The organism is Anaerolineales bacterium (assembly GCA_015075625.1).
GTDB lineage: Bacteria > Chloroflexota > Anaerolineae > Aggregatilineales > UBA2796 > UBA2796.
This window is the reverse complement of record JABTTZ010000002.1, coordinates 896,533-912,939: the sequence shown is the minus strand read 5'-3', so window position 1 is coordinate 912,939 and position 16,407 is coordinate 896,533. Positions and strand designations below refer to the sequence as shown.

Sequence of the window (16,407 nt, the reverse complement as noted above, 5' to 3'; positions counted from 1 at the left end):
GGCGCGGGGCTAAAGATGACCGCCCCCTAACCAGCCAGCGCTTCGATAAATGCCCCCGCCGAGTGATAGCGTTCGGTGGGGTCTTTGCGCAGCGCTTGCAGCAGCGCCAGCGCCGCCTCTGGCGGAAGATCAGGGGCAAACTCACGCGGGTCTGGGGCGACACGTCCGAGGTGCGCCATGAGAACTTCCCCAACGTTCTCGCCGCTGAAAGGGACACGTCCTGTCAGCATTTGATAGGCGACGACACCGAGGGCGTAAACATCCATCAGATAGGTGGCGGTCTTGGCATCGCTGATCTGTTCGGGGGCAATGTAGCTGAGTGTTCCCAAAACGCCCGTATGGGTGTTCGCCGCTGCCCCCGCCACCATCCGCGCCAAGCCAAAATCCGTCAGAATAGCACGATAGGGAAAGGGTGAGACGCCCTGCGTGGTGGGCGAGAGCATCACGTTGGAGGGTTTCACGTCGCGGTGGATCACCCCTTGTCCGTGCGCATAATCTAGGGCGGAGGCGAGATCGCGCAGTGGAATTAAGGCTGTGGGGAGAGACATTCGCCCATTCGCGTTCAAATAGGCGTTCAGGGTGTCCCCGCTGATGAACGCCATCGCCATGTAAAATGCCCCCTCCTCTTGCCCATAATCAAAGACTTGGACAATGTTAGGGTGTTGCAGCGCGGCAATTGTCTGCGCTTCGCGCTCAAAACGACGACGAAAGTCGCTATCGGCTGCCAAGGTTGGCGAGAGCGCCTTAATTGCCGCCTCGCGCTTAAGGGTCACATGGCGGGCGCGGTAGACCTCTGCCATGCCGCCTTGACCAATTAACCCTTCCACCTCATACATCCCCAAGCGCCGCCCTGTCAGCCGCCCGCTGCCCAAATCGGGCGAATAGGCTGCCCCCCCGCCGGCGTTGATGAGCGTTGTCGAGCGCTTTCCGAGCCGTTCGCGAATGATAAATTGATTTGTCACGATGCGCTCTATGCGCCGCCGAAGGGGGGTAAAGAGCGCCGCGATCAAGAGCGTTGTCAGGGTGATCGCCAGCGGGGATTGCTGTCCTCCCGTGACCGTCTGAAAGCCCGCTTGCAAGATCAGCACCGCTGCTACATAGATCAAGCCGAGAACACCCGTCAGGGTGGTTAGGATCAGCGCCCGATTGACGATGCGTTCGACACCCATCAGTCGGTGGCGCTGGATCGCCATGCCTATCGTGACTGGAATCATCAGTCCGGGCAGGGCGATAAACAGTGGGACGCCTACCATGTTGAACAGAATACGTCCCGTCCCTTGCTGAATATTCGGGGCGAGGTACTGCGGGAGAATGTAGACAACGAAGCCAACAATCCCAATGAACAAGCCGATCAACACCCATCGAATCTGCTGTTTTTCGCGCTCATCTGCCAAGCGACGATAGCGGTAAAACTGCGATGCCAACCCGATGAGGATGATAAGCATCATAAAGAGCATTTTTAGCCGCATGAGAACGACATTCAACTTAAGCGGATCGCCAAGCTCTAGGAAAAGGGTGGTGGTGAACTCCCACACTGTCCAGAGGGTGACGACGTTCCGCGTCCAGCGAAAGACAAAGCGCCCATCGGGGAGAATGTAAAGATTGATCACCGCCAGAATCAGCCCCCCCATTTGGATAATGAGGGTGGGGAGGTTGAACATCGGAACAAGTGCAGCAAGGGAAGAAATTGAGTTATTGTAAGTGATCCCGATCCAAATCAGGGTGATCGAGGTAAAGACGGCTAAGCCGTTATCGGAGCGGCGGGCGAAGATCAACAGCCCCAAACCGACATAGCCCCCCAACAGCAGGAGGGCGAACACATCCAGCCACACAGCATAGGCAAGCGGCGGAATGTTTAGGGTGGCAAGCGCACTGTATTCGGTTTGGGTGATTAAATAGAAGGCACGGCTTGGGTAGGGCTGAATGGTGAGCAGTTCTTGAAAATGGAAGGGGATCGAAACGACGAATAAAGTCAACCCGTAGACGATAGCCGCCCCCCACAGCATCCGCGCAAGGCGGCGTGGGTAGCCAACCAACCGGTGGCGGATGCTCTCTGTAGTCAGGGTAAGGCGTTTCGTAGGAGTGCTGCCTGTTGTGTTGTTGGGGGGATGTGCCGTATCAAGCATGTTCATGATGAACTGTATCCCTTTGCCGCTGTCATGACTCCTTATGTATGATACGCTGATTTTTGGTTTGGGAGATGCATCGGCTCGGTGTCTGCCAGAGACGGGGATGATCGAGATCATCCCCGCCCCATTACACCTGCCGTTACTGCTGCAAGTAGGCGCTGGTGAGCGAATCCGTTGCCCGAAGAAGCTGCTCCGGCGTCCCCTCGAAGATCACTCTCCCGCCTTTGCTGCCGCCTTCTGGACCCATATCGATGATCCAATCGGCGTTTTTGATCACCTCTAGATTGTGTTCGATCACTACCACCGTATTGCCCGCATCAACCAACCGGTTCATGATGGCGAGCAAGTGGCTGATGTCGGACATGTGAAGCCCAGTGGTTGGCTCATCCATCACATAGATGCTGCCCTTCTTATGTAGTTCGCTGGCTAATTTGATGCGCTGACATTCTCCGCCAGAAAGCGTGCTGAGCGGCTGCCCTAAGGTCAGATAGCCAAGCCCCACATCGCTGAGGGCTTGCAGCCGCTTGACGATCTCTTTCCCCTCTTTGGAGGTAAAAACCGTCAGCGCCTCGCTCACCGACATTGCCAACACATCGCTGATCGATTTGCCGTGCAGCCTGTACGCCAATACCTCATCTTTGAAGCGTTTGCCGCCGCACACCTCGCAGGGCAGTTTCACTTCATCCAGATAGGCAAGATCGGTGTAGGTGACGCCCAACCCCTGACAGTTCTCACACGCGCCTTTGGAGTTGAAACTGAACAGGGATGGGCTGACTTTGTTGGCGGTGGCAAATGCCTTCCGCACATCATCCATGATGCCCGTGTAGGTGGCGGGGTTGGAGCGGCTGTTTGTGCCTACCGCCGATTGGTCAATGACCACTGCATCGGGGTGCTGGCGGACAAAGGTCTGGTTGATCAGCGAGCTTTTCCCTGAACCCGCCACCCCCGTCACGACAGTCAACACGCCTTTGGGGATGTCCACGCTGACATTTTGGAGGTTGTGCAGGGTAGCGTTGCGAATGGGCAGCGCCCCCTTTGCCGTGCGAACGGTGCCCTTGATGGGCATGGATTCCTTCAGATAGCGTCCGGTCAGCGTCTCGGCGTGGAGCAGATCGCTGAAACTACCTTCAAAGACAACCTCGCCGCCGCGATTCCCCGCATGGGGACCGACATCGACGACATGATCGGCAACCTTAATCACATCGCGGTCATGTTCAACGACAATGACCGTATTCCCCTTATCGCGCAGCTTTTGGAGCAGTTCGTTCAGGCGGTGGACATCACGCGGGTGCATCCCGATGCTTGGTTCGTCAAAGACATAAATCACGTCCACCAAACTGCTGCCGAGGTGCTTCACCATTTTAATCCGCTGCGATTCTCCACCAGAGAGCGTATCCGTTTCGCGGTCAAGGCTCAGGTACTCAAGCCCAATATCAATCATGTGCTGCAAGCGCTGTGTCAATGTCTCAATCATCGGTGCGGCAGTCGGGTCGTCAAAGGTGCGCAGCACCCCGACCAAATCACCCACTTCCATTTGAGAGAGAGCAGCGATGCTGTAGCCTTTGATCTTAGACGACAGCGCCGCCGGACTCAGCCGCGTCCCCTTGCAGAGCGAGCACGGACCGAAGGTCATGAACGGCTCTACCGATTTTTGCGTCCGCTCCGAGAGCGATTTCAAATCGCGGTCTATGTATTTGCGGTTGAACTGGGTGATCAATCCCTGAAAGGTGAGGTTGATCGCCTTGCCCGCGATCTGCGACTTCACTTTGTACGGCTCGCTGTAGAGCAGCCGCGCCATGTCCTCCTCGCTGTAATCTGCCAACTTTTTATCGTTGTCAAACAGCCCCAAGGTCGTCAACATGCTCCAGCCCCACGAGTTCACCGCATACTCTGGAAATAAAACCGCCCCTTCGTTGAGCGATTTTGAGCGATCCAGAAAGGCGTCCATGTCCACACCAATTTTGCGCCCAAGACCGTTGCAATTGGGACACATACCAAAGGGTGAATTGAAGGAGAAGTACAAGGCGCTGCCAATGGCGGGCTGCCCCACCCGCGAGAACAACAGGCGCAGAAACGAATAAATGTCGGTGATCGTCCCTACCGTTGAGTGCGACCCGCCCCCCAGTCGCTTTTGGTCAACGACAATCGCCATGCTCAGATTTTCAATGGCATCAGCATCGGGCTGCGCATAACGGGGGAGGAAGTTCCGTACAAAAGTGCTGAAGGTTTCGTTCAGTTGGCGGCGGGCTTCGGCGGCAATCGTATCAAAGACCAGCGAGGATTTCCCAGAGCCGGAGACGCCCGTAAAGATGGTGATGCGGTGTTTGGGTATGCGTAATGAGACGTTTTTGAGGTTGTTTTCGCGTGCGCCGCGAATGTCAATATAGCCCTGATAGTCGGGGGACATAGTGGACACAGTAGCTCTCCTCAAGTTGTTTTGCAGTTCGAGATGGAGTGGGGTGGATGCCTACGACGAAGCCTTTCCAAATGGTGGGAAGGACGAAAAAAAGACCTCTAAGGAAGCTGCCAACTGCGAGATAAGCAGAACCTAGTGGTCTTTCCCTTCAAGGATATGACGAATCGGGAAACAATGCAAGTGGCGGGTGGGGTGGAGGGTGCGCTACCTTGAAGTTCCCCTCGCTTGACAGTATATACCCATCCCCCCTACAATCTCCACATAACTCTACAAAGGCAGAACAAATCATGAACGGGGTAGCACTGGAATGCGGAAACGGCTAACGGACTATAGTGACGACCCCCTTTACAATATGAAGGCGGTGGAACAACAGACGGGGATTTCCGCCGCCACGCTCCGCGCTTGGGAACGGCGTTACACCCTTGTTGAACCAAAACGAACCGCCAGCGGCTATCGCTTGTATTCGGATCGGGATGTGGCGCTTTTGCGTTGGGTGCGCCGTCAGATGGACGAAGGGATGACCATCAGCCGCGTCGTCGCCATGTTGGAGGGCGTCCAGACGACAAGCGATGCGCTCTGGGTTGAGGCGGAGGAGGATGCCACCTTTTCCCCAACGCCAGATGCCCCAACGCCCCCCATGCGCTTCATCATGCCGCTCTATGAGGCGCTTACGGGGCTGGACAGCGAACGTGCCGATGACATTATTGAACAAGCATTTGCCATCTATACCCTGACAACAGTGTGTATGGAGATCATCGTCCCCACCCTAATTGAGATCGGGGAGGCGATGCACAATGGGCAGATCAGCATCAGCACCGAGCATTTCGCGTCCACCTACCTACGGGGGCGGTTGTACGGGTTGTTCCGCGTTTACCCCCACCATCATGATATGCCCATGATCATGGTCGGCTGCGCCCCTGGCGAACACCATGAGATCGGGGCGCTCATCTTTGCGCTTATGCTGCGCCAAAGCGGGTACAATGTGATCTACTTGGGGCAAGATGTCCCCGCCGATGATTTTGTCCAGACGGCAATTAGCGAACGCCCTGCCCTTGTATGCCTAAGCGCCAACAATGAAACCTCCGCCGCTGCCCTGCGAAATGTCCAAAGGGGGTTGGAACAAGGCGGCACTCCCGTCCCCATTTTCTGTTACGGAGGGCGGGCATTCGATTACAACAACGCCCTGCGCGATGCTATCCCAGGACACTATCTAGGGACAGACCCCCGTCAAGCCGTTTCGCTGGTGGGGACTCTTTTACGGGGTGGGCGGGTGAACGGCGCTACCGCCAATGGCGGAGAGGACCCGAAGGGAAGTCATGCTTAGCCCAATGCTTTGGCGTCAGGCGACGGTGTAGGGTGAGGATGGCATAGCGTAGAGCATATTGCAGTACCCTCACTGGTTGGGCTGCAACCAGCCTTCTTACAAGAAGGGCGGGCGTCGCTCGTTTACCTCTTAGATCACCACCGCCTAGCCCATCGATAAGTATATCGTGATAAGCAGGGCTGTCAACCACTAAGGGGTCAATCTCCTTGAAAAATGCTGTAGGGGATGCAAGGAAGATGGCGGCTGAACGGGCTAGGGGTCAAACTATCTTGTTGGGCGTGGTAGCACTAATCGCCGTGATTGTCTCGTTACTGCTCTCGGTGGCGCTGCTGCCGCCTGCCCCATCTTACCCCACGCCAACCTTCCCAAGGGGCATTGAACTTCCCGACCAACTGCCGCGTATCCCCCGTTGAGCAGCCAGCTAGTGAAGGTGGCGAACAGCGATGGACGCCCTCGGTGAGGTGAGCATTGAGAAAGTATTCCGTGCGTGGGGAACTTCATTTAGCCCTGCTGGTGATCTTAGGTGTGTGGGCGCTGTGGCTAGTGACATGGCTCTATGTGAATGTCTATCTTCCCCATTGGCAACGGGAACAAGCTTCTGCCTTACAAGAGGCGCTCTACCGCGATTGCCGCCTGAAAATGACTGTTCACCCACAGTCGATTTACCCCTCACGCCGTCCATGGTGGAACGGCGTGAACCCCCGTAACGGACTCCCCATAAACTGCGAAGCGCCCGATGAATATGGCGGTGCATGGGTGTGCAAGGAATGCAGCGGGGGCCCTTAGCCCGACGGTTAACCGTCGGGCTACCCCTTTCCCCCTAGCCCGCCTCAACTGCGCGGCGTTGCCGAGGGCGTCCGCGTGGGGCTAGGCGTCCGCGTCGGGGTGGATGTCAGGGTGGGGATTGGTGTCCGCGTTGAGGTTGGCGTCAGAGTCGGACGGGGTGTCCGCGTTGGGACAGGTGTCCGTGTGGGGATGGGCGTCCGCGTTGGGATAGGCGTCCGCGTCGGAAGGGGTGTGTTCGTTGGCGTGGGGGTGTTCGTCGGCGTCCGCGTAGGGGTGGGCGAGTTCGTCGCCGTCGAGGGTGGTAGTGCTGCCCGCACCTCTCCCAAACGATCCCGTACCTCATCAAGATAGGCGAGATTCCGCACGCTCCCCCAAAAGGCGATCCACTCATAATCCAAGAGAGCTTCTTTGGGGCGATTTAGCGCATCCAGTGTGCGAGCGCGGTAATAATAGCCCTCTGGCGATTGACGAGTCGTAAGCACTTCGTTCAGATCGTTGAGCGCGGCGGAGAAATCGCCCGCCTCGTAGCGTAGTGCGCCGCGATACAGACGAGCAATCGCCCGATCCGTCGTCGTCAGCGAGGCAAGGTAATCCTCGGTGACGGTGGCGCTTTCGGCACGGAACTGCGCAGCGTCAATCGTCTTGGCAAGGTAGGCACGGACGAGAATATCCAGCCTCTGGATGAGAAGACTGCGGTCATTGGGCGTCTGGCGGGCGAGGAACTCCACATCATCGAGGGCAGCGACATAATCATCCACCGCCAATGATGCCTCCAGATGGAGGGTGCGCCCTTCGTTCGTCTCGGTGACGGCGTTCGCTTTGTCTAGAACGGCGCGGGCTTCGGCATAGCGTCCCACGCTGGCGAGAAGGCGTCCGCGTGCCAAGAACACCTCACCAGCGATAGGCGAGGTTTCATTACCAGAAACCGCCTGCGCATAGGCATCAAGGGCAAGGTCAATATTCCCCTCACCCGCGCGTGCCACGCCAAGCTGATACCAACCCAATGGATCGCCCGGATAGTAGAGCAAGTATTCTTGCGCACCGAGGACGGCAGTGCCATAGCCCTGAATTCGGGCGTCGCGGTTTGTCTCGGCGGCGGCAAGGGCAAGGAGCGCCTCGTTGCGGGTGAGAAATGCTTCACGGTTGATCGGGTCAAGGAAAATGACCGTTTGCGTCTCGTTGAGCGCTCCGGCGGGGTTGCCCGCCGCCAATTGAACGCGGGCAAGCTCCACCCGAAGGAGGGTATTCGTCGGGTCAAGCCCAAGCGCCCTGTTCAGCGTATCCCGCGCCGCCGCAAAGTTTGTTCGGGCGCTCTGGGCGCGGGCGAAAATGACGGATGCGCCCATGAAACGTGGATCATCACGCAGGGTGGCGTTCGCGTCGGAAATCGCTCGATCCATCTCACCGAGGGCATAGTAGACCGAGGCACGTGCCGCCCGGAACGCGGGGGAATTAGGCGCTTCGTCCGCCTGAAGAAGGGTCAGCGCTCGATCCGCCTGCCCCAACCCAATGTACGCCTGTGTCATATGGTAGAGGACTTCGTAGTAATCCTCGTTTTTGGCAAGTTCGTTTTCCTTCCGCGCCCCCTCTAGCGATTCGAGGGCGGCGGCATAGTCTCCTACGCCCAAGAATTTCAGCCCATCGCTCATGTTGCGGCTGCGCGGACCATCGGGGTAGACGGCAGTGGGCGTGCGATTGAACAGGCTTCCCGCCGGATACGCGGGCGTTTCGGTGGGGGCAGATGGCACACGTGGTGTTGGCGAAGGCGTATTGGTCAGCCCGGGTGTGGCGGTGGGCGTATAGGTGGCGGTATGCGTCGGCGTGGCGGTGTTCAAAAAGGCGATGATCGCCCCCCCGCCAAGCTGGTTGATGATGAACAATGCCGCCCCGATAAGGACGAATAGCCCGACAAGTGCCACGCCCCCAACGCGCAGCCGAAGGGCGGCTTCGCTGGCTTCTCCGGCACGGCGACGCGCTTTTTTCACCCACTGCACGCCAAGATCGGCGGCGGGAATATCCCGATAGCCGCCCATGACATTATCAACGTGGGGGAGGACGCTGCTCAGCAGGCGCTCATCAGCAATGGGGATGGGTGGCTGCGGACCGCTGAGCCGTCCTGATTTGGGCTGCCCAGGCGTGGGAAAGCGCCCACTGCTGCGCGGCTGCCCCTGACGGGCGGCTTCAGCGCTGCCCCCCAATTGGCTGAGATAATTGTCCATCTCTTGCGTCTGGCGGACGGGTGCGGGCTGCCCGCCGCTGCTCGGCGGTGGGACGGCGGGCTGCTCGCTCGTCGGGCGCAGTTTTCGGATTCCTCCACTAGGGCGCTCGGTGGGGGGGGACTCACCCAAACGGCGGATTCCAGAGCCAGCAGCAGGCGGCGGAGGGGGAGGTTGGCGGGTGGCAAGGGCGCTTTCAATCTTTTGGATGCCGCGCTGGGCGTTCGCGTTGTTCGGATTGATCTCAAGGATTTTGCGCAAGCAAAAAAGGCGCTCTTGATCCGTCTCAACGACGCTCGTCAGCCACATCCATCCTTTTTCATTGGTGGGGTCAAGGCGGACAACCTCACGCAGCAATGTGCGTGCCGGTTCGGAATTTCCCGCTTTGGCGAGTTCAATCCCTTGCTGAAGCATTTCGGAAAGTTGATCGTCCGGCATATTTCCTCAGATTCAGATGTGGGTAGGCGTCTGATGAAATGACCCCTCAAATGGGGATTTGGAGGGAAGTATACCATGTCTACCTGTCTATCAGTAAATTATGGGTAGACCTTAGGGCAGCCCCCACCTCTGCGCTCTTGCGCAGCGCTGTAGGTGGCGGAAGGATAAGGGTTGTTCTAAGTACAAACAAAAACCCTTTGGGGTGGGGGCAACGGAAAAGCCCATACGGATATGCCTTTTAAACCCCGAAGGGGTGGCTGCTTTCAGTCCACTGCTTTAGCGGCGGGATCATGCGTCATCCCGCCTTTTCAATGTGGTTGTACTTAGTACTCCACCACACAAATAAGTAGAGATAGATTGACCCAACAACCCCATCCCTTCCCCCTCCCCGTGAGCGGAGAGGGGGAAGGCATTCTCCCCCTTCCCCTGTGTATGGGAAAAGGGGGCGGGGGAGATAAGGGTTCTGAACCAAAAACGTCAACACAACCTAGCCCTTCTCCTTTTTCATCGCTTGCAAAAGGGCGTACTCTGGACGTGCTTTGTAAAACGGATCAAGTGGGTAGCACCCCGATACCATCCCCTGACGCGGCGCGGTGGTGCAATCGCTGAACGTCCGACAAACCTTCTTCCGTTGGAATTCACCACGAAGGACATGGTGCGGGAAGTCGGGGTAGGAAAGCGCCATGCGCCCCAAACCAATGCTATCAACACCTCCGGCTGCCACCGCCCCCGCCCCCACCGCCGCCAACCAATCCTGCAAATAGGAATAACCCGATCCAACGAAAGTCAGCCCCGGATGTGCCGCTTTCAGTGCGGCGGTGACGCCAATCTGACGCGCCACGCCAATCAGCGGGTCTTCTGGCGGCAAATAGCCATCCGAAGGGGGAAACGCCGCCGGACGCTGGATGTGCGGGTTGTAATAGGGACTCCCCGCCGTCGTACAGATCAGCCGAACACCAAGCGATTCGCATAGATCAAGAAAGGCGTGCGTTTCGGCAAGGGCTATGCCTCCCCTCTCGTCGCCGCCAAAGGCATAACGGTAGGGTGCGCCTGTCTCTGGCGTCCCAATGCGATTTGCATCGGGCTTGTAGGGGAGCATATCAAAGGCGCTCAGGCGGACGCCGATCCGCAGTGAGGGCGCGGCGGCGCGCATCCCGCTAACAATTTCCCGCAGAAAGCGCGTCCGATTCTCGAAGCTCCCCCCATACCGTCCGGGGCGATCTATCGCGCTGAGGAATTCATGCCCCAAGTAGCCGTGACAATGTTTAATATCGACAAACTGAAAGCCGATCTGCGCGGCAAGGACGGCGGCGCGTACCATGTCCTCCACAAGGGCGGCGATTTCCTCATCGCTCAAAAGCGGAGCGTCGTCGCTGATCCCAAACTTCCCATCCAGCACGGGGTGACGATAGAGCGTGCGAGGCTCAAGGCGTTTTTTGTCGTTCGGGCGGGCAAAGCGCCCCGAATGAGTCAACTGCAAGCCAATGAGGAGTGCAGCGGGGTCGCTATGTTCATCTTCGGCGTGGGCGGTGAGCAGGCGCTGGCGCAAGTGAGCAATGCCCTCAGCAGTGGCATCGTTCAGCAAAAGTTGATTCGGATTCGCCCGCCCATCATGGCGCACCGCCACCGCCTCCCCGCCCCAGATGAGCGCCGCGCCGGAACGTCCAAAGCGCTCCCAACGGCGGAAGGTTAACTCTGTAGGGCGTCCATCCGCCGTGCCGTCCCACCCTTCCATCGGCAAAATCGCAAAACGGTTGCCAAGCGGCAGCCCATCGGCGGTGAAGGGCGTCCCAAGCGGGGTGAGATCGGCGGAAAATGGGAGCGCCACGCCGAGGGACTGGCAGTGGGCGCGGAACGCCTCAGCGGTGTGCAGTTGGGCTATGCGTGGATAGCGGGGTGGGGCGTCGCTCATGATTGATAACCCTCCAAGCGGGACAGTATATCCCGCAGTATGGGGAGATCGCTGTCGGGGCGCATGGAGGATTGTGGGTGCGTGCGATCCGCGCTGATCCACCCGCGCAGCTTGAGGAATTGTGCCGCGCTGTGCTTATAGGCGGGGACAGGTGGACGAAAAACGAAAAAGCCGAGGTATTGCAACAGATCGTTCAGTTCGTAAAAGCGGGCATCTCCCGCCGCCCACCACGCATCACGCTGAGCGAATAGATCGGGGGCGAAGGTGCTAAGCCCGAGCAGGTAATCGCTCCCGTACATCACCATATCAATGGCAAGGTCGTTCCCCGTGTAGACCTTAAAATCGGGGCGCTGGTGATCGCGCAGCGCCAGCCGCGCCCACTCCAAATCCCGCCGCAGCGAGGAATGTTTTGCCCCTTGACACTGAGGAATTGCCATAAGGCGGGCGTAGGTGTCCAGATCATAGATCGCGCCGAAGGGAGCGAACATCGTCCCCAATTCAAAGGCGATGAACGCCCCGCACGCCGCGCCAATCTGCGTGTAGGCGTCGATGATCGCCTCGGACGTGCCGCCCGTTAGCCCATAGGATTGAAGGATCACTGGCGTCCCCCCATGACGGACAATCTGAGCAGACGCCCGCGCATAGGCGGGGAGATCAAACGCCGCACCTGGGGTATCGCCCACAAACGCCCCGGCGACGAACAATCGCCCATCCATGATTTGCCCCGTGAGCGCCAACGCTCGCTCCCGTGTTTCAGGATCAAGCAGGTTGCCGAAACCGGTATCCATATTCACCGCCGGAGCAAGACCAGCAGCGGCAGTACGTTCCACATGGGCGGCAAAGCCATCCCAATCGGGGCTGCCTTCGGCGGTGAAGGGAAGAAGAATGGCGGATATACTGTGGATGGTGCGCTGCGGGCGCAAGGGAAGCGGTGGGATCATTGGGATTACCTCATCGCCTAATCGCCTGATGAGGGGAATCATACCGCTTGTCGATTATGCCCGCCCCTACTCCCCCTCACCTAGATTGGCTGAGACAAGTTAGGGGCATCCCAAGCCCCTCAGGGGCATTCCCACAGGGGGGTGTGGGCTTTGCTCTCAATCTTTGCGTTTCATTGACAAATCCTGACATCCTAACGACATTCCCCCGACATTCTTCCCCTTACCCCTATGGTATTATGGTTGCACAGGTATCACTTTTCATGAAGTTTTGGAACGTTCAAAGAAAGAGTCCCTATGCGACGATTATGGCGTAGATTCGTCGAGATGTTGGACGGACAGCCCACCCTTCAGACTCGTTCCGCCCCACGCGAAAAGCGGCGGCGCGGCGTGCGCGGGCAAAGCCTTATCGAATTGGCGCTCACCACACCGATTCTCTTTGCCATGATTGTCAGTCTTGCCGAGATCGGTTTTGTTGCCAACAACTACTTAATCATTATGGACTTGGTGCGCGAGTCTGGGCGGCGGGGCGCAACGCTGAACCCCACCCTTTGGGACGGTGCAGCCGAAACGCGCAACTATAACCGCCTTGATTGCGACCAAGACAACATTCGTTTTGACATTCTGCCAGGGGCGCAGAACCGCCAAGTTGCACGTGGCAAGACGATCCTTGATGCTTATGGCTATACGACGCGCACTCCCGATAAAGACTTCGGCTACTTTGACTGGACGATTTGTCAGGCGCTGCTGACCATGGAGCCGCTCGAATTTGAGGATATGACCAATTGGGGCGCTGGTGGCACAACCGAACCCACTCGCAATGCGACCCATTTCAGCAAAAACGATGTCGTCGTCTCCGCTATTGCCTATAGCAAAATGGATTACACGAGTATCGGTGGCTTTACCCCTAGCGGTGGCAGTCGGGGCTCTTCTGTCCCCACAAATAACCTATGGATCACCGTCACCGGGCGGTGGCCCCTTGAAAACCGCTACTGCTTCACTGCCGGATTGGGCGGCGATGTACGCGATCCCTTCGATTACAAACGCGCCGATTTCTATACCGCATGGACGGACGGCCCCCCCGCTGACGAACACGAGATCAACGGCACAGCCGGAACACCCCTTGCCCTTCTCACGGCAAGTCAGGGCATACGCGGCTTCGTCTTTACAGGCAACGTCCTCAACGATGATGGCTGTCGCGGTTCGCGCTTCACCGTCCAAGCGATTGAAGAACGCCTGAACCGCGAATTTTCCAGAGATTTGCTCACGGGGAAAGTTCGCAATGGGGGGCTGGTCTTGGTTGAATTCCACTGGCAGCACCACCCAGTCATTTTTGGACCGATCTTTCAAGGGTTCACTGGCACCGCCGTTAATGACCCAATGCTTTACATTTACGGCATTTTTCCCGCCATTGGCGCTGAGCCAACGGCAACACCCCAGTAAGGATTGAGGGAGGACAGTATCTTGACCACCCACGCTGCCTCAACGGGCATCTGGCGAGCGCTTAACAAGCGCAGCCGGAATGGGCAGGCGATTATCATCGTCGCCCTTGCCTTTATGACCCTGATCGCCTTTGTGGGGATCGCGGTAGATGTCGCCTTGCTTTTCGTCCGCTACAGCGCCTTGCGCCGTGCGGTGGACGCAGCGGCAATCGCCGCCGCCCAACAAATCCGCGAGAATACCGATTACGCCACCTTACAGGCTGTTGCTGAGCAGTTCATCAAATTGCAAGGCGGAATCAGCCCCGATACGGTGATCGTTGAAACCTGTGAGACCGAGATCATTGATATTCTGACAAACCCGCCAGTGGGGTTCACCGGGACGACGGCGGTAGACGCCCAAAACTACCTCTACCAAACGATCCCCCCCTCCGAACTCTGTCGGCGCGACCCGCAAAAACTCGTTCGGGTCTCTGCTCAGGTGAATTCACAGACAACGTTCCTCTCGCTCATCGGGTGGAACACCGTCTTGCTCACCGCCAGCGCCCTTTCCCAAACGGCAGTCTTGGATGTGGCGCTGCTCATTGATACCTCGGCGTCTATGGCGAACGATACCTTCAACAACGAGGTAGACTACACGCCTTACCCCAACCAAGAGCCGCTCAAGAACTTCCTTGACTTCACCGGCGCACTACCCACCCAACTGGGCTTGAAACCCTACACAGACCGCGCCGATATTGGCTTGGATGGTCCCCAGAACGGCACGGGCTTGAATACCGCTGGCGAGCCATCCATCCGTTATGAGTGTTGGACATCGCCGCAGGTTGCCTATGCCCCCGGACGCCGCTTTCGCAACGCGGCGAACTATGCATGGGGCGGCTGCTGCAACGACCCTACCTCACAGCGCAACGAGGACAACAACGTTGTCCCAGACCGCAAAAACCTGAATACACTGGAACTGAACACCTATTTGGGCATGACCTTCCCGCGGCGCGGCTACCTCGGTGACGTGGCTACCCCAGGGGATCCGCCTCAGTTTGAAACGCTTGCCAGTACGCCCCCTATGTGGCGTTCGCCGGCAGTGGGCTACTCGATTGATTACTACGTCTCCGATCCCGGAACGGGTGAGGAGGCGTTGATCAATAAGACGATCATCGGCAGCGGTGAGCCAGATGGCAACTACAGCGATCTGATCTGCCGTCCCTTCAAATCCGTGCGCGATGCTGCCCGCCGCTTCATCAAGCGCCTTGACTTCGTGCGCGGAGATCGTCTGTTCCTTGTCACCTTCAACGCCCAAGTGAACACCATCATCCCCGCCGGACAGTCCATTCCGGTGATCTCCAACAAAGATACGGCGATCCGCACCTTGAACGAGCGCGTCGGTGTCTCCGTCCTCCCCACAGGGACACAGCGCGAGTGCATCTCGCAGGAAACCTATCGTGGCGTAAACCTCGGCGTTGCCGTCTCCGGTGAGGATAAGAAATACCTCACCTATTGGACAGAATCGCAGTGTACGGATACGAATATGGGTGGCGGCGTTCGCGCCGGACGTGCGGCGCTGACCAACCCGAACTGGATTCGCCGTGACTCGGTGTGGGTTATGGTTATGCTCAGCGATGGCTTCCCCAACCGGACGCCTTCCTACAGCGACCTGAACGCCGAGTTCGGCATCAACGGCGCCGACCAAAACTGGCTGACCGTCCCCAGTGTCGATCAAACACCGCCGCCGGGCGTCACGCTGGATATGCTCTGCAACCCTGATCCAGACGGCAACCCAACCACGCAAGACCGCCACCCGCTCTACAACACGATGCCCCACCTGTGCCAGCCCGGTCAGGCGGGCTATCCCTATCCGGCAGGGCTGTCCTCATGGACAACCCGCGCCACCGATGGCGGTGGAAACGTTGTGCCGCAGTTCAGCTTTGGCTTCTGCCCCTGGTATACCTTTTGCAACTTTGACACCGCCTCTGGCTATGTCTCGCCCGAATGTGATGCGAATGACTCCGAGCCATGGTGGTATCAGTTCTCCGATACCTATGATCCAGGAAATCCCTTTAAGGAAGGGACGGGCAGTATTGCCAGTGCGCCCTCGTGCGTCGATTTCAACCCCGATACGCGCCACTTCTGCCGTGACGCACGCGGTGTGATCAACGACCCGGGCGCATTCTGCGACCCCCGCTATGACCCAGACGATTACTTCCGTGATCAGGTCGATTTCGCTGGATTGATCGACTACACGAAGCAGACGAAGGGCAGCTTCATCGCCATGTTCACCATCTTCTTCAACCCCAGTGGTGGGAAGTTGAACGATAAGATCATGGGCATCAAGACGCTCCGCTACATGGCGGATGCGGGCGATAACGGCGAGATCAACAACCGCCCACAGGCATGGTATCGCACCATGCATGAGAAGAAGAACACCGTTGGCGACCCGATGTACAGCCCCACAACGGGCTTTGAACCGCCCTACCAAGTAGGGTCTGGTCCCTTCGGCGGTCTCAGCGGCGGGCGCGTGCGCCCAGACGCCGACCCCTTCTTTGACACAACAACCACCGTGAACGCCGGGGAAGACCCCTGCGCCCTTTACGACTACACAAACTACTATCCAGGAACGGTGGATAACTACACGCCCGGCACGCTCGCCTACGAGACCATGGGCAAAACGGACTGCGGGCAGTTCTGGTACGCCGAGAGCATCACCAAGGTGAACGACGCTTTCACCGACATTGCCCGACGGCTTTTCACACGGCTTGCCCGCTAACATCCTATCGGTATCCTAGCCAGCCCCGCTTTTATAAAAGCGGGGCTG

The 16,407-nt window shown here is 58.1% G+C and carries 11 protein-coding genes; 5 read left to right on the top strand and 6 right to left on the bottom strand.

Annotated elements, in window-relative coordinates; genetic code table 11:
- Positions 1–26: 26 nt before the first annotated feature.
- Both HS103_12580 and HS103_12575 read right to left on the bottom strand, forming a co-directional pair.
- Positions 27–2,132 (bottom strand): serine/threonine protein kinase, encoded by a 2,106-nt coding sequence (locus HS103_12580; protein MBE7513635.1) that lies wholly within the window; start codon positions 2,130–2,132, stop codon positions 27–29.
- Positions 2,133–2,268: 136 nt separating this feature from the next.
- Positions 2,269–4,536 (bottom strand): excinuclease ABC subunit UvrA, encoded by a 2,268-nt coding sequence (locus HS103_12575; protein ID MBE7513634.1) that lies wholly within the window; start codon positions 4,534–4,536, stop codon positions 2,269–2,271.
- A 316-nt stretch (positions 4,537–4,852) separates the two neighbouring features.
- On the opposite strand from HS103_12575, the gene HS103_12570 reads away from it, so the two are divergent.
- The gene (locus tag HS103_12570; GenBank protein MBE7513633.1) at positions 4,853–5,869 is read left to right on the top strand and encodes a MerR family transcriptional regulator; all 1,017 of its coding nucleotides are present in this window, start codon (positions 4,853–4,855) and stop codon (positions 5,867–5,869) included.
- On the opposite strand, the gene HS103_12565 is transcribed toward HS103_12570, so the two are convergent.
- A complete protein-coding gene (locus HS103_12565) occupies positions 5,826–6,059 on the bottom strand; it encodes a hypothetical protein (GenBank protein ID MBE7513632.1) in 234 nt (77 codons plus the stop codon). The genes HS103_12570 and HS103_12565 overlap by 44 nt on opposite strands.
- Before the next feature lie 46 nt (positions 6,060–6,105).
- On the opposite strand from HS103_12565, the gene HS103_12560 reads away from it, so the two are divergent.
- On the top strand, positions 6,106–6,282 hold the full coding sequence (locus HS103_12560; protein MBE7513631.1) for a hypothetical protein: 177 nt from the start codon (positions 6,106–6,108) through the stop codon (positions 6,280–6,282).
- A gap of 70 nt (positions 6,283–6,352) precedes the next feature.
- Positions 6,353–6,655 (top strand): hypothetical protein, encoded by a 303-nt coding sequence (locus tag HS103_12555; protein ID MBE7513630.1) that lies wholly within the window; start codon positions 6,353–6,355, stop codon positions 6,653–6,655.
- Between the two features lie 44 nt (positions 6,656–6,699).
- Here the strand turns inward: HS103_12555 and HS103_12550 are convergent, their stop codons facing one another.
- From HS103_12550 to HS103_12540, 3 genes are all read right to left on the bottom strand, one after another.
- Complete coding sequence (locus tag HS103_12550; protein MBE7513629.1) at positions 6,700–9,309, bottom strand: tetratricopeptide repeat protein; 2,610 nt, start codon at positions 9,307–9,309, stop codon at positions 6,700–6,702.
- A gap of 487 nt (positions 9,310–9,796) precedes the next feature.
- Entirely contained in the window at positions 9,797–11,221 is a 1,425-nt protein-coding gene (locus tag HS103_12545) for an NADH:flavin oxidoreductase (GenBank protein ID MBE7513628.1), read from the bottom strand.
- A complete protein-coding gene (locus HS103_12540) occupies positions 11,218–12,162 on the bottom strand; it encodes a dihydrodipicolinate synthase family protein (GenBank protein MBE7513627.1) in 945 nt (314 codons plus the stop codon). The genes HS103_12545 and HS103_12540 overlap by 4 nt, the downstream gene beginning before the upstream one ends.
- 294 nt (positions 12,163–12,456) lie before the next feature.
- On the opposite strand from HS103_12540, the gene HS103_12535 reads away from it, so the two are divergent.
- Both HS103_12535 and HS103_12530 read left to right on the top strand, forming a co-directional pair.
- Positions 12,457–13,602 (top strand): pilus assembly protein, encoded by a 1,146-nt coding sequence (locus HS103_12535; protein ID MBE7513626.1) that lies wholly within the window; start codon positions 12,457–12,459, stop codon positions 13,600–13,602.
- Between the two features lie 21 nt (positions 13,603–13,623).
- Positions 13,624–16,359: a hypothetical protein gene (locus HS103_12530; GenBank protein MBE7513625.1), complete on the top strand. Its 2,736-nt coding sequence runs from the start codon at positions 13,624–13,626 to the stop codon at positions 16,357–16,359.
- Positions 16,360–16,407 lie beyond the last annotated feature (48 nt).

Coding starts and splice junctions, on each gene's coding strand:
- HS103_12545 (MBE7513628.1), bottom strand. CDS start 11,221: ATGAGCGACGCCCCACCCCGCTATCCACGCATAGCCCAACTGCACACC.
- HS103_12550 (MBE7513629.1), bottom strand. CDS start 9,309: ATGCCGGACGATCAACTTTCCGAAATGCTTCAGCAAGGGATTGAACTC.
- HS103_12570 (MBE7513633.1), top strand. CDS start 4,853: ATGCGGAAACGGCTAACGGACTATAGTGACGACCCCCTTTACAATATG.
- HS103_12580 (MBE7513635.1), bottom strand. CDS start 2,132: ATGAACATGCTTGATACGGCACATCCCCCCAACAACACAACAGGCAGC.
- HS103_12535 (MBE7513626.1), top strand. CDS start 12,457: ATGCGACGATTATGGCGTAGATTCGTCGAGATGTTGGACGGACAGCCC.
- HS103_12540 (MBE7513627.1), bottom strand. CDS start 12,162: ATGATCCCACCGCTTCCCTTGCGCCCGCAGCGCACCATCCACAGTATA.
- HS103_12560 (MBE7513631.1), top strand. CDS start 6,106: ATGGCGGCTGAACGGGCTAGGGGTCAAACTATCTTGTTGGGCGTGGTA.
- HS103_12575 (MBE7513634.1), bottom strand. CDS start 4,536: ATGTCCCCCGACTATCAGGGCTATATTGACATTCGCGGCGCACGCGAA.